This window comes from Pseudoalteromonas haloplanktis ATCC 14393 (assembly GCF_000238355.1).
Taxonomy (GTDB): Bacteria; Pseudomonadota; Gammaproteobacteria; order Enterobacterales; family Alteromonadaceae; genus Pseudoalteromonas; species Pseudoalteromonas haloplanktis.
The window spans coordinates 17,331-31,548 of sequence record NZ_AHCA01000006.1; the positions used below are offsets into that span (position 1 = coordinate 17,331).

General features: G+C 41.8%; 13 protein-coding genes and 1 other RNA gene. 11 read left to right on the forward strand and 3 right to left on the reverse strand.

Annotated elements, in window-relative coordinates; genetic code table 11:
* The first annotated feature begins 40 nt into the window (after positions 1 to 40).
* The 5 genes from PHAL_RS0112295 to PHAL_RS0112315 all read left to right on the forward strand — a co-directional run bounded on the left by PHAL_RS0112295 (position 41) and on the right by PHAL_RS0112315 (position 6,209).
* Positions 41 to 922: a hypothetical protein gene (locus PHAL_RS0112295; RefSeq protein ID WP_016708714.1), complete on the forward strand. Its 882-nt coding sequence runs from the start codon at positions 41 to 43 to the stop codon at positions 920 to 922.
* Complete coding sequence (locus tag PHAL_RS0112300; protein WP_029216130.1) at positions 919 to 2,781, forward strand: GGDEF domain-containing protein; 1,863 nt, start codon at positions 919 to 921, stop codon at positions 2,779 to 2,781. Before PHAL_RS0112295 ends, PHAL_RS0112300 begins: the two co-directional genes overlap by 4 nt.
* 56 nt (positions 2,782 to 2,837) lie before the next feature.
* On the forward strand, positions 2,838 to 5,261 hold the full coding sequence (gene hrpB, locus PHAL_RS0112305) for an ATP-dependent helicase HrpB (RefSeq protein WP_029216131.1): 2,424 nt from the start codon (positions 2,838 to 2,840) through the stop codon (positions 5,259 to 5,261).
* 86 nt (positions 5,262 to 5,347) lie between these two features.
* Positions 5,348 to 5,761, forward strand: a complete 414-nt coding sequence (locus PHAL_RS0112310) for a DUF4019 domain-containing protein (protein WP_016708717.1) — start codon at positions 5,348 to 5,350, stop codon at positions 5,759 to 5,761.
* Positions 5,762 to 5,771: 10 nt separating this feature from the next.
* Entirely contained in the window at positions 5,772 to 6,209 is a 438-nt protein-coding gene (locus PHAL_RS0112315; RefSeq protein ID WP_016708718.1) for an MBOAT family O-acyltransferase, read from the forward strand.
* 49 nt (positions 6,210 to 6,258) lie between these two features.
* Here the strand turns inward: PHAL_RS0112315 and PHAL_RS0112320 are convergent, their stop codons facing one another.
* Entirely contained in the window at positions 6,259 to 6,915 is a 657-nt protein-coding gene (locus PHAL_RS0112320) for a hypothetical protein (RefSeq protein WP_016708719.1), read from the reverse strand.
* A 459-nt stretch (positions 6,916 to 7,374) separates the two neighbouring features.
* Here PHAL_RS0112320 and PHAL_RS0112325 point away from each other — a divergent pair, with 459 nt between their 5' ends.
* The gene (locus PHAL_RS0112325) at positions 7,375 to 7,566 is read left to right on the forward strand and encodes a DUF3185 family protein (RefSeq protein WP_016708720.1); all 192 of its coding nucleotides are present in this window, start codon (positions 7,375 to 7,377) and stop codon (positions 7,564 to 7,566) included.
* A 20-nt stretch (positions 7,567 to 7,586) separates the two neighbouring features.
* Here PHAL_RS0112325 and PHAL_RS0112330 read toward each other — a convergent pair whose 3' ends face one another.
* On the reverse strand, positions 7,587 to 8,477 hold the full coding sequence (locus tag PHAL_RS0112330) for a LysR substrate-binding domain-containing protein (protein ID WP_016708721.1): 891 nt from the start codon (positions 8,475 to 8,477) through the stop codon (positions 7,587 to 7,589).
* Positions 8,478 to 8,626: 149 nt separating this feature from the next.
* On the opposite strand from PHAL_RS0112330, the gene PHAL_RS0112335 reads away from it, so the two are divergent.
* Positions 8,627 to 9,550, forward strand: coding sequence for a DMT family transporter (locus PHAL_RS0112335; RefSeq protein ID WP_029216132.1), 924 nt, complete (start codon positions 8,627 to 8,629; stop codon positions 9,548 to 9,550).
* A gap of 12 nt (positions 9,551 to 9,562) precedes the next feature.
* On the opposite strand, the gene ssrS is transcribed toward PHAL_RS0112335, so the two are convergent.
* Positions 9,563 to 9,746: non-coding RNA, 6S RNA (ssrS, locus tag PHAL_RS23885), on the reverse strand.
* A gap of 195 nt (positions 9,747 to 9,941) precedes the next feature.
* Between ssrS and PHAL_RS0112340 the strand changes: the two genes are divergently transcribed.
* Genes PHAL_RS0112340 through PHAL_RS0112355 form a run of 4 tightly spaced genes read left to right on the forward strand, consistent with a single transcriptional unit; the run spans position 9,942 to position 14,208 of the window.
* Entirely contained in the window at positions 9,942 to 10,505 is a 564-nt protein-coding gene (locus tag PHAL_RS0112340; RefSeq protein WP_016708723.1) for a UPF0149 family protein, read from the forward strand.
* Positions 10,506 to 10,526: 21 nt separating this feature from the next.
* Positions 10,527 to 11,852 (forward strand): Xaa-Pro aminopeptidase, encoded by a 1,326-nt coding sequence (gene pepP, locus PHAL_RS0112345; RefSeq protein WP_016708724.1) that lies wholly within the window; start codon positions 10,527 to 10,529, stop codon positions 11,850 to 11,852.
* A gap of 8 nt (positions 11,853 to 11,860) precedes the next feature.
* Positions 11,861 to 13,045: a 2-octaprenyl-6-methoxyphenyl hydroxylase gene (gene ubiH / locus PHAL_RS0112350; protein WP_016708725.1), complete on the forward strand. Its 1,185-nt coding sequence runs from the start codon at positions 11,861 to 11,863 to the stop codon at positions 13,043 to 13,045.
* Positions 13,042 to 14,208 (forward strand): FAD-dependent monooxygenase, encoded by a 1,167-nt coding sequence (locus PHAL_RS0112355; RefSeq protein WP_016708726.1) that lies wholly within the window; start codon positions 13,042 to 13,044, stop codon positions 14,206 to 14,208. The genes ubiH and PHAL_RS0112355 overlap by 4 nt, the downstream gene beginning before the upstream one ends.
* The last annotated feature ends 10 nt before the right edge of the window (positions 14,209 to 14,218 follow it).

Consider the following 14,218-nt stretch of genomic DNA (forward strand, 5'->3'; position numbering starts at 1 on the left):
GCCTGTAGGTGCAATGACTTTTTATTTTCAGGGCTTTCCTATGAAGTATGTTTTTTATTTGTTTATGTTGTTTAGTAGTAGTGTAGCTGCAAAGCCAGCATTGGTTATTGATATCCTAAGTAATGAAAATTTTAGTGAGCGTTATAGCGCTTTTTTAAATGGTCGCGATGTACTCAGTATTACTGACTTTACAGCCAATACGGATGGTTCTCATCTTGAAATTGTGGAAATGATTTTACTGCAACAAGCGCTTTATTTAGGAGGTGAAACTCGGCCTGTTGAGTTTCGGGCGCAACCTTGGGCTGCGAATACTGAGTTTGATGCCTTAATTGATGGGACTAGTTTAATGCTGGCGCGCAGTATGTGGCATGAAGACATCTTAAATTACCGAGGCTCGCTTTATGTGAGTGATGCTGTTATTGAGTTTGGCCAATATGAAGCGGGCTTATATGTCTCTGCTGATAACTTGCAGGCGCAACAATTACAATTATCACAACTCAATAAGCTAACTGTGGTGGTCAACCCGCGTTGGCATGTTGATTGGCGGGCGCTCATTAACACTCCGATGAGTGCAATTAGCTATATTGGTCCGTGGGAGGAGATGTTAGCTATGGTTAAAGCGAACGTGGTTGATGCAATGATGATTAATTTTAGTGTCGGTGCGAACTTGGATTTAAACTATGAAGGGCACTTATTTACACCAATTAAAAACGTAAAAGTCGTATTACCTGATACTCGGCACTTTGTTGTTAGTAAAAATCATCCGCAGGGTAAAGAGGTTGCTCAAGCACTGGTTAAAGGTTTAAAAGTTTTGCGACAACGCGGCATCATCAATAAGGCATTTCAGCAATCAGGGTTTATCAATCAGCAGGTTAAAGATTGGCAAGTAGTAAATCAGCAAATGATAGTTACTAAGCAATGATAAATTTTCAAAGCATATTTTTATTCGTACTTCTGATGTATGGTGGTGAACTTTTTGCAAATTCGACAGCGCAAGATAAACAGCAATTAGAGCACTATTACACTAAGTTTAAAGCCGATATTGATGCCGATAACATGCTGCATGTTATGAGTTACATTCACCAATTGCGGCAATTAGCTGTATCGCAACAGGCGTTGGAAATTGAGGTTGAAAGTTACTTATTTGAAGCCATGGTCAAGCGCCGTTATGGGGCATTTGAAGAAGGTGTAAAGCTTAATAATTATGCTCTGGAATTAGCGCAATCGGCAGGAAATAAAAAGTACACGGCTTGGGCTTATTTACATTTAGCACATTTAGAAATGGAGCTAGAGCGTTTTCGTTTAGCGCAGCAGTATATACACCATGCTATTGATTATTATAAAAGTGATAATTCAGAATACACCACACTAATGTACCTTTGGCAAAGTAAGATCTACTTGGCAATGGGGAGTTATCATCAAGCATTAGCAGCGAGCAATAAAGCGCAAAGTGTGACAGCAAATATTGGTGACACCATGTATGAGGTTGCGGTCAACCACGCGCAGATCCTCCTTAAACTTGGCGATTATCAAGCTGCACAGACGATGTTAGCTAACGTTGATCCTACCCAGATCAGTAAGTCACAAGAACGTGTTCGTTTACAATATTATTTGGCGTTGGCTAATTGCTATTTGCAAGCAGGTAATTTCAAGTTGGCCATTCATACCGCGTTATCACAGCTTGCAAATAGTTATAATACGCGTTTTTTAGAAGAACAGGCACAATTACAGTTTTTGGTGGCAAGTGCTTATCGCCAGCAAAAAGAATTTAAGTTGGCGTATCGTTATTTGAATCGATATTCGCTGAGCAAAGATGCATTAAGCTTACAGCGACGCAATAATAAGGTATTACAACTAGAGGCTCATTTTAAATTTGATTCGCAAAATCAACAATTATTGCTTTTGAGTAAAGATAACGCGTTAAAAGAGCAACGTTTATTACAGCAACAGCAAACAATAGAGAACCACCATTTACAGCAACAACGTTGGTTATTAGCCGGTATTTTGATTATGTGCGGCTTGGCATTTATCTATTGGCGCTGGCAAAATCAGCGCTATTTAGTAACGCTAAAACAACAAGTTGCTGAGCGTACTCATGCACTTGCTAAAAGTAATGAACTTTTAAAAACAATGAGTTATACAGATAGCTTAACGGGGTTACATAATCGCCACTACTTTTTTAGTGTGATTAATCAGCAACTAGCAAAATTAGCACGAGCAAATCATTTACTCCCGCCTGCGCAATTGCAAAACTTAGTTTTTGCAGTGGTAGATATAGATCATTTCAAGCAAATTAACGATAGTCATGGCCATGGGGCGGGCGATCTGGTGTTAGAGCAGTTTTCAAAAATACTGCAACAACACAGCCGTGATAGCGACTTATTGATCCGCTGGGGCGGGGAAGAGTTTTTATTAGTAATGGATAATCTCACCTTTAATGAAGCCGCACATACACTAAATCGCGTGCGTAACGCGGTTGCAGATCATCAATTTACTTTAAACCATGATGAGTCGTTGCAGTGTACTTGTTCAGTCGGGTTTGCCAGTTATCCTTTTATAGCTGCGATGCCGGAGTTATTTAACTGGGAACAAGTGATCGAACTGGCGGATGGAGCATTGTATTTAGCGAAGGAAAATCAACGCAATGCATGGGTTGGTATAGCCCCTTCAACAGAAAAAACACATTGGCAAAGTGATGATGTAGTTAAGCATTATCGTAAATATCTGTTAGCCGGTGAACTACAAAGCTATAGTAATATTACCGCAAAGCTGAAATTTTAACGTATCTTGAGGTGGTTTGGGTATAATCAGCAAAATGGTTATTAATGGTAAAACGTGTGCTACCCGTTGAAGATATTTATACACAGCTAGTTTCCCAACTAAAAACTCAGCCGATGACATTATTACAAGCGCCGCCAGGAGCGGGTAAGTCAACGTGGTTGCCATTGCAGCTAATGCGTGACGGGCATTTCCAACGCATTGTAATGCTTGAACCACGGCGTCTTGCTGCACGAAATATCGCCAACTATTTAGCTAGTTGCCAGAATGAAAATGTTGGCCAAAGTGTTGGCTTACGGATCAAACAAGAAACTAAAGTCAGCGCTAATACTCGCCTTGAAATTGTCACCGAAGGCATGTTGACGCGAATGCTACAAAACGACCCTGAATTGACTGACGTTGATTTACTTATTTTTGATGAGTTCCATGAGCGCTCACTCGCCGCTGATACTGCATTAGCTTTTGCGCTGGAATCACAGGCTGCACTACGTGATGATTTAACTATTCTATTGATGTCAGCAACTCTTGACGGGCAGCGTTATCAGCAGTTTTTTGACTGCCTGATTATTGAGTCAAGTGGGCGTAGTTTTCCTATTGATGAAGTGTATATTCCATTAAAAGATGAAAGCCGTTGGCTCGATCAAATACCTGCAATAATCACTCAGGCGGTCAATGAACAAGTGGGGAGTGTACTGGTATTTTTACCCGGTCAGCGAGAAATAAATCGTGTACAGCAAGCTCTCATAGAATTACCTACAGACTGTCAGGTGTTCACCTTATTCGGTGAGCAAGATAAGGCGACTCAGCAAGCTGCTATTGCACCGGCAAAAAGTGGGCAGCGAAAAATCGTATTGACTACCAATGTGGCTGAAACAAGTTTAACCATTGAAGGTATTCGAGTTGTAGTTGACAGTGGCAAACGTCGTACTGCCAGTTTTAATTTAAAAACAGGTGTAACTGAGTTGATAACGCAAAGTATTTCTCGTTCATCAGCAATACAAAGGGCTGGTCGTGCTGGGCGTGTAGAGCCCGGAGTAGTATATCGGCTTGGCTCTGTGCAAACTTTTGAGCGACGTAATAGTCATGATGCGCCAGAAATAGTCAGCACTGATATAAGCCAATTATTATTAGAGGCAAAGTGTTGGGGCGCTGAGCTAAGTGATTTGCGCTTGTTAGATCCACCTGCACAACAACAAGTTCAGCAAGCAACTAAACTACTCCAAATGTTAGAAGCTCTCGACGGTAAAGAAAAGCTCACTGCCCTTGGTACACAGATGCTCGGTTTTGGTACTGACATTCGCTTAGCGCATATGCTTATTAAGGCGCAGCAATTAGAGTCGAGCATGCCGGGGGTGTATAGTTTAGCAGCGTATTTAGTGGCGTTATTGGAAAGCCGCATTAGCCATGCAGCTGATCTGAATCTAGCGCTACATAGCCAACATGCTCGGCCACATCCCATATTTAAACAACAACTTAATTATTGGTTAAAGCGCTTAAAACTCAGCCCCGTAGCAGAGCTAAAAACCAAATACTTAGCGTTGCTGGTCGCGTTTGCATTCCCTGATAGGCTCGCGAAAAAACGAGGTAATGGTTATTTACTTGTCAATGGTGCTGGCGCTGAGCTTAGTGAAGAGTTTTGGCATAACGATGATTATCTCGCTATTGCCAGTATGGGTGGGCACAAAGGCGGCCGGGTGTTTGCGGGTGTTGCATTTACACCAGCTGAAATTGAAAGCGAACTTGGGCATTTGTTTTACCAGCAAACCCGTTGCGAATTCGACGAAAAAGCCGGGCGTTTCATTCACCAAGATGAAATAAAGTTAGGGGCTATTACTCTTAGCAGTCAGCCGAGTCAGCAAAAGCTTGATAAAAGTGAACGAGCCAAAGCATGGCTTAACATATTTAAAAAGCATAGTTTTAGTATTTTCAATGAACAAAGCGAGAGTGAGCAGTTACTTATTCGTATGTGCTTAGCCAGTAAATTATTGCCTGAGCAGTTCCCAGCCATTACTGAGCAGTCACTCATTGACAGTGCCGATAGCTGGCTTGTGGCATACCTACAAGATATTAAAACGCTTGATCAGCTTAAAAAGTTTAATTACTGCGAGGCACTACAAAATGTCTTTGACTGGCAGCAACAATCAGCTTTAAAAGCGTTATTACCACTTAGATTAACAGTGCCTAGTGGCTCAAATATTCGTATTGAATATCAACTCGATGGCCCTGCAAAACTCAGTGTGCGCATGCAAGAAGTATACGGCATGACCAGCACACCAATTTTAGCGCAAGGTAAATTACCGTTATTAATGGAGCTGTTATCGCCAGCAAGACGACCATTACAGCTTACGCAAGATCTTGCTGGCTTTTGGCAAACTAGTTATCGCGATGTGCAAAAAGAAATGAAGGGCCGATATCCCAAGCACTTTTGGCCAGACAACCCAGCAACCAGTATCGCGACCAGTAAAGTAAAAAGTAAAATGTGAAAGTAAGTTTAACTATAAAGTCGTGATTTATGGTTCAAAAAAAGGTAAGTTAAATACTTATTGATTGCATAAACAAGGAGTTTGAAATGAAGAATATAATTGTTGTTCTATGTTTATTTATAAGCACACTCACTTGGGCACAGACGCTAAAGGTTGTTGATGTTGCAACAGAAATCGCTCCAGCTACGAGTTGGTTAGAAGTGGTTGATAGTGGAAAATACGCAAATAGTTGGCAACAGGCGGGGGTGTTTTTTCAAGAAAACGTACCTAAGGCGCTTTGGGTATCTAAGTTAGAGGAAGTGCGTGCTCCGCTTGGTAAAGTTCAATCCCGCCAAGGTATCAGTCGTCAAGAGCTAACTGCTATCCCACAATTACCTGATGGTGAGTATGTCATTTTAGAGTTTCAAACTGATTTTGAAAATAAAGCGGACTCTATTGAAACGGTGACGCTAAAAAAATCAGCTGAGCAGTGGCAAGTGATTGGCTATTTTATTCAATAAGCCTCATAAAATGAGTATCGCTATTTCGTTGTCGCAATATGTTAAGAAACGAACAGGTGTGGCGCTGGGAGCCTCAGGTTCAATGCGTAATATGCTCGAGCGCTCGCTGGGGGCCCCTTCGTTTTATGTCTTTTGGCGTTATTGGAACCCAATTTGGAGCTACTATTTATCGCGCTTCGTGATGAAACCAATAGCCGATTTTTTACCTAATTGGTGTGCGGTATTAGTGACGTTTGCTGTTAGTGGAGCACTGCATGACTTGGCTGTAATGCTTATTAAGTGGCGGTTTATTTACTTCTTTACGCCGTGGTTTATCTTAATGGGTGGATGTGCGCTGGTAAGCCTGCAATTTAAACTCAGTTTCCCCCAACTTCCTTGGCTTGCAAGGGCTGCTATAAATTTGATTTATATTGTGGGGAGTTTTTTGCTTGTGGATTTATTCTTTTAATTTCAATTCATTAATGCCTTGCACGGGGTTACGTACAAGGCATTGAGTATTACTTCTTGCCAGTCAGTTCTTCAACAATGGCATTCATCTCGAGTGGCATTTGCGCCAAAATAGCATCTTGGTCATTACCTAAAACCAGATCTTTTTCAATGTAAGAAATAACTTCTAAGTTTTTCACATTGATGATTCCGCCAAATGCTGTAACGCGTCTTACACCTGGTACTGGAATACCGCCCGTGCTATCTACGTGAAGTACAATAACGTTTTCAAAAGAAAAGTCTTTATCTTTGATTGCACCTGAGCTTTTTAGTGCTTTGGTTAACTTATCCATTGAGTATTGTAAATCAGTTGCGATTTGTTCACCGTAATAGTTAATTTGGTAATCACCTTTATTCGCACCACGGCGGATACTTTCACCTAGTGTCCATGAAAGGTTACCCACCACACTATAAAGTTGTTGCGCAGAAATAACTGATGCGCCGTATTTACCAGCAACACCGGCTGTGATTGCTAAACCTACTTCAGTATCATTTCCTGGTACACCATGCAGTGAAACCGGAAAAATCATTGCAGGGTTTGTGGTTGTAAACTCTACAGGTAGTTCATATTTGTTGTTTGTTTTAAGTTCTGTTGATACACAGCCAGTTAAAGCAAGTGATGCCGCAAGAGAGATAGTTGCAACGGTTTTCTTTAGATAAGCATTCATAAGGGGTCCTTTTTAATAGTGTTTAGCTTCCTAGGGCGGCGATTATACAAATGGTTGTTATATAAGCAATGCGTAAATTTTGCAGCAATTAAAGGTGCCGATTTTTTATTTTAATATGTGCAATTAAAAATAGGGCAGGCTTATAAATATAAGGTACAAATAGAGTGGCTTGTTGCTGATATAGGGATGGTAAAACTAAGATGAAAAATATTCAACACCAATGTTTTGTTATACTGTAACATTGTGTTTTAACTGTATTTATATTGTATGCAGGGAATGTTTATGCTGTTTAATTATTGAAAGTGAGTCAACTAATTGGGAGGCTGAAAGAGTATTAAGAGTGAACTCTATTAATGTTTGTATAGAGTTTGTTGCTCAGATCACTACTTTAATTTTGCTTTAATCAATACCATAGCGTATTTTTAGATATTCTTACCACTGAGTTTTAAAGGAATTCTAATGAAAAAAGTAATTGGTATTGCGCTGATCTGTATTGGTGTTGCATTAGCTTTTTGGGGGTATGACATTTATGACTCAGCGAGTGCGCAAATAACTCGTACTCTCAATGGCGAAACACCACTTGAAGCTTGGGCCGCGATGGTTGGCGGGGCAGTGTGTATTGTGCTTGGTGCATTCAAAGTCAAAGGTTAAATTGGTCTCAGTTGCTATTTTTATCCATCATTAAATTGCAGTTTAAGCCATTGTTTGAGCTGCAGTATCTTCGTGTTTTCTGCTTTTTCTTTTGTGCTTGCAAAATGAAATTGTTGATGAGGATTTAGAATAGGTTCACCTATTTGCACCAGCATGCCATGTTTAATATCATCTTTTACAAACTGTTTATGGGTAACCAGTATACCTAACTGGCGCATAGCCGCTTGTGTTGCTTGCACTGATATATTGAAGGTTAAGTTTTTATGCTGCTGTGGTAAAGGGAGTTTTTGGGCGTCACACCAAACTTGCCAATCGGTATGCCGACGCGGGTTTTGAACAAAAATAGCAGGGTACTTACTCAGTATGGTTTTTAGGCATTGCGTTGTATCGAGTAGCTGTGGGCTGCATACCAAAATGAGTTCATCATCACCTAACTTTTCACACGCGTAGTTACTCCAGTCATTGGCATTACCGTGAATTAATGCAACATCGACCCCTTGATGATCTAGGTTAAACTCACCAACTAAATTAGATAAGCGCACATCCAGCTCGGGTGCATAGGCCTGTAGCTCTGCAACGCGGGGTATCCACCAATGTAGCGCCATAGAATTAACCATGTTTAATGTTAAATGATTATCGGCTTGTGCTTTGGAAACTTCATCACTGGCGGCGATAATTTCGCGCAAAGCAGGCTGTACTCGCTGATAATAACGCCTACCTGTATTGTTTAATTCAACACGACGACCCACTCGGTTAAATAACGGTGTATTGAGTTGTGACTCAAGTGACTTTATTGCTTGGCTTACCGCTGAATGACTTATATGTAGTTGCTGTGCGGCAAGCACCATACTGCCAGTTTGCGCCACGGCAACAAAGCTGTGTAATGATTTTAATGGGATCGAATGAGCCATACTTTCTCTTTATTAAGTTTTACTTACAGGTTTGTACACTATTACTCGCTTTTTAATTTTCTGCTTCCACGCTACTTTAGCGACCATATTTATCTTAAGCTTATTATTCTCAATGTAAAATGCATTTTTTGGTTGAGGGTGGGGGTGTTATGGTTGCTATATTACGGCCTAGTATGTTTATGCTGTTGTCCACATTTACTTTAGCGTTGAACGGTTTGTTGTCAAAGTTTTTAACGGTTCATTTTAGTGACGCTATTTTAGTGATGCTACGCTTACTGTTACCTGCCTTAGTAATGCTAATTTTCGCTGCATGCAGTCACTGGGTTGTGCCTGATAAAGCGGCGGTGCGAGCATTTACCCTACGGGCTATTTTTATTGCCAGCTGTCAAAGTTGTTTTATGCTGGCATTAAGTCATTTGACGTTAATTGAAGCGGTGGTGTTATTTAGTACAGGACCGCTATTTATTCCGTTATTAGAGCGGTTTTTTTATAAAACCAAAATTAGCTGGCTGGTCATGCCGACTTTAATGTTGATGATCATTGGTGTCGCGATGCAAAATTTAACCGCGCAAGGGATAACGTGGCGTTGGGAATTATTAATTGGTTTAGCTGCGGGGTTTTTTAATGGCTGTTCGCAAGTGGCATTATTTAAAGCCAGTAAGATTGACTTACCCGTGTTGGTGATCAATGGCTGGTGTTTTGCAATTGCGAGTTTATTGGTATTACCCGTGATGCTGATGTTTACAAGTCAGTATGAATATCAACATAGCTTAGAGTTGCTGGTTAGTTTTGAACAAGGGATCCCACTTTTATTGGTATTTTTGGGGTTGTCGACAGCATCCACGCAGTTCTTTCGTTCTAAGGCGTATCGTTTAGTTGATTCTAATTCAGAGCTGGCGCCGTTGATCTACACAAATTTAATTTTTGCGATGGTGTTTCAATTCATGTTTTTCGATACGTCAATGAGTGTGATGCAAATATCAGGGACTGGGTTGATAGTGCTTGCTACATTGTTAAACACATTTGCGCCACATTATTTTAAACGGGATAAAGCACAAAAAGGAATAATCTAAAAGGGTAGGAAGGTGTTCCCCAAGTATGCGGCACTCGGTGTCAGTCCTGAAACCATAAGGTTTCAGGGCGGGGATCTGCGGTTTACCGTAGGCTTCTCGGTACATGCCGAGCTTGCACAATAGTAGACGAACAGAAACCCTAACATAAAATTTATCGGCTCAGGGACTTAACCAAGCTCCAACACCCTAGGGAACAACTTCAGTATATAAGACATAATCCATTCCTTACACCCCAAATTGAAAAAACTTATACTGTTTGCGTAGTTTTTCGACGCTGGTAACGGCGCATTTACTTTTTGGATTGCTTTTTGACCTCAATCATACTTTTCATTGGAGTTGCTATTTATCGAGTGGTAGCATTAACTTAATTAGCCAAGCGAAAGATGCCAGCATGAACGAATTACCAGATTACCAACAAGCTCAATTATTACTTGAGAAAAACGAAATTTTTGTCACTCCTGCAGAAGCCCATGGTGTGATCAGTGGCTTACTCGCCTGTGGTTTGAATATTGAAGCCAAAGAGTACCTCGGACTATTAAGCGATGTATTTAATGATGGCCAATCATTTAGCCACGACCTAAAAGAATTTTTTGCAGTGATTTATAAGCAGGTAGTGGCCAGTTTTAACGACGAAGAATTTCAATTTGATTTATTTTTACCAAGCGATGATGAAACCTTAATTGATCAAGCCAATGGCTTAGTTTCGTGGGTGGCTGGATTTATGCTTGGTTTTGGTTTAAAACAAAAAGATTACGGCACACTGTCGGCTGATGTCAAAGAAGTGATCAGCGACTTTAGCGAAATTACCCGCTTAGACACTATGTTTGATGAAACTGAAGAAGACAGCCAAGCTCTGCATGAAGTGGTTGAATATGTGCGTGTTTCGGCGTTGTTATGTTTTGCAGAGTTAGGTCAAGAGCAAGCAGCAAAAAGCACTAAAAAAACACTCCATTAAATTGCTAAAACAGAGTTGAGTATGCCGACAGTGAGTATTGATAAAGCAGAGTTTAAAGCACGCCGCGAACGTTTATTAGCGATGATGGATCCAAATAGCGTGGCTATCATTGCTGGTGCGAGTGAAGTGACTCGTAGCCGTGATACCGAGTATGCATTTCGCCAAGACAGTGATTTTTATTATCTAACGGGTTTTAATGAACCTGATGCTGTATTGGTTCTTTGTCCAAGCAGTGAAACACCCAGTACACTGTTTTGTTTGAATAAAGATAAATTGGCTGAAATTTGGCATGGTCGCCGTATTGGCTTTGAAAAAGCAAAAACAGAGTATTTATTCGACCAAACCTGTGCACTGAGTGAGCTAGATGAACAATTATTGAATTTGGTGAACGGCCAGCAGATTTTATTTTATGCACAAGGCACTTATCCGCAGTTTGATGACAAAGTGTGGGGGTTATTAAATACCCTGCGTGGCGCGCCTAAAAAAGGCTACAAAGCACCGCACACCATTAAAGATATTCGTGGCTTAGTGCATGAAATGCGCTTGTTTAAATCAGCAGCTGAAGTAGCAATTATGCGCAAAGCATGCGAGATCAGTGCGCAAGGCCATATTCGCGCGATGCAATTTGCTCAAGCTGGCGCTACTGAATATCAATTAGAAGCAGAGCTTCATCACCATTATGCAATGCACGGTGCTCGTCATCCAGCTTACGGTACTATTGTTGGTAGCGGCGATAACGCCAATATATTGCATTACACCGCTAACAGCGATGTGCTCACTGAGGGTGACTTAGTATTGATTGACTCAGGGGCTGAACTACAAGGTTACGCGGCTGATATTACCCGTACCTTCCCAGTTAATGGCAAGTTTAGTGAACCTCAAGCGCAGCTTTATAACATTGTTTTAGCGGCGCAAGAAGCGGCATTTACTGAAGTTAAACCCGGTGGCAGCTTATCTAAGGCGAACCAATTAGCGATGACGGTATTAACTCAAGGCTTACTGGACTTAGGGATTTTACAAGGTGAATTACAAGAGCTACTTGATAACCAAGCCTGTAAAGCATTTTATATGCATGGCTTGGGTCATTGGCTTGGCCTTGATGTGCATGATGTTGGTGACTACAAACAAGATGAAAAAGAGCGCCCATTTGCACCTGGCATGGTGCTGACAATTGAGCCTGGGCTGTACATTAGCCTTGATGCCAAAGCGCCAGAGCAATATAAAGGTATTGGTATTCGTATTGAGGATAACCTATTAGTGACTGAGCAAGGCCACGAGAATTTAACTGTTAGTGTGCCAAAAAGCATTAGTGAGATAGAGGCCGTTATGAACATGGCCAAGGGCTAGGAGCAAACGTGGCAAAGCAGTTTGATGTAGTCATTATTGGTGGTGGTCTAGCTGGCGCGAGCTGTGCCTTGAGTTTAGCGAAATTAGCACCAGCGCTGAGCATTGCGGTTATTGAAGCGAATAACCCTGCTGCTGAGCACCACCCCAGTTTTGATGATCGCAGTATTGCACTTGCTCAGCAGTCAGTGCAATTTTTACGACAGCTTAATCTATTCAACCCAACAGCGAGTTTCTCGACTGCGATAAAGAACGTGACGGTTTCAGATCGTGGCCATTTTGGTAAAACCCATATTGATTGCCAAGAATTTAACCAATCGGCATTAGGTTATGTGGTTGAGGTTAATCCATTTGGCCGCTCTTTACACCAGTTACTAACGCACTCCAAGGCGGAGCTTTTTTGCCCCGACAGTGTGGCAAGTTTAAGTTACCAGCAAGACTATGCCGCTATAACTCTAAACTCTGGGCAGCAAATTCAAGCCGCGTTGGTGGTAATTGCCGATGGTGCACAATCGTCAACACGGCAATTAGCCAACCTTAATTTTACGACCGAAGCTTATTCACAAGGGGCAGTCATTGCCAATATTGAAGTTGCAGATGGTCATCACCACCATGCTTTTGAGCGATTTACGGAGCAGGGGCCAATGGCACTGTTGCCAATGAGCAAGAATCGTTACTCATTGGTGTGGTGTATGCAGCCGCAGCAAGTGAGTATGCATATGTCACTCGATGACGACGCGTTTTTAACAGCACTACACACGGCATTTGGTTATCGAGCTGGGCAATTCACTAAAGTCGGTATGCGAGCAAGCTACCCGTTAGTATATGGTCGCGCCGAGTCGTTAACCGCGCATCGCACTGTGTTGATCGGTAATGCCGGGCATGCAATTCACCCTATTGCAGGGCAAGGGTTTAACTTAGGCCTGCGCGATGTACAAGCATTGTGTGAACTTGTTAAAAGCAAACAGCCATTGGGTAGTTATGCGTTTACCCGCGAATACGCCAAACAACGCAGTCAAGATATAAGTACAGTTATGACCTTGACCGATGGGCTAGTTCGATTATTTTCAAATAGCTCGCGATTACTCGCTTTAGGGCGTAGTTGCGGTTTATTCTCAATGGATTTATGTTCTTCATTAAAAACCCCACTGGCCAAGCAATTAATGGGGCAAGTTAAACAAGGTAAACGACTATGAAACAAGCGCAAGTATGTGTTGTGGGTGGCGGCTGCGTTGGCTTAACTCTCGCGCTAGGATTGGCTAAAGCAAATATCAGCGTGGTGGTTATTGATGCAGCAGCAAAGCAAATGTTACCTGAGGCTGATTATGCTCTGCGAGTGAGTGCATTAAGCTTAGCTAGCCAAGCGTTACTTGAATCACTCAATGTGTGGCCTGAAATTATCGCTCAGCGAGCATGTGCGTACACGCATATGGATGTACGTGATCAAGACAGTTTTGGAAAAATAGCGTTTAACAGTGCTGAATTAGATTTACCTCAGTTAGGTCATATTGTTGAAAACGATATTATTCGTTATGCGTTGATCAAAGAGCTCGAAAACTATAGTCACGCAACACTGATGTTTGCTACACGCTATCAACAAATTCACCAAAGCGATAGTGACGTATTTATAACACTTGACTCTGGCGAACCTGTTATTGCCAAATTGCTGGTGGCGGCCGATGGTGCAAATTCAGCAATTCGCAAACAGTTTAACTTGCCAATCACTTTTAAAGACTATGATCATAACGCCATTGTCGCAACGGTAAAAACAGCAGAGCCCCATAACTACACCGCTCGCCAAGTGTTTCTACCTAGCGGGCCATTAGCATTTTTACCATTGCCTGATAGCAACACTCACTCAATTGTGTGGTCAACGAGTCCTGAGCATTGTCAGCAGTTATTGGCAATGGACAATGCAGATTTTAATAAAGCGGTTATGGCGGCCCTTGATGGCCAATGTGGCTTATGCGAAGTACAAAGTGAACGTGCAGCATTCCCGCTTAAAATGCGTTACGCACAAAAATGGGTAGAGGGCAAAGTGGTGTTAATAGGCGATGCGGCACACACCATTCACCCTTTGGCAGGGTTAGGCATGAACTTAGGCCTTAAAGATGCCGCCTATTTAATTGAGTTGTTAAGCTCGCAACAAGGCGAGTTTGCCAATGAGCGGTTATTGCGAGATTACGAACGTACCCGTAAACTAGATGCACAAAAACACATAGCCATGATGCAAGGCTTAAAAGAGCTGTTTGCAGGTACTAACCCACTTAAAAAATTCGTCCGTGGCGTAGGTTTAACTATGGTTGATAATGTTGCCCCAATTAAGCAGCTGTTTGCAAAACAAGCGCTAGGGAAATAGTAAAACTAGC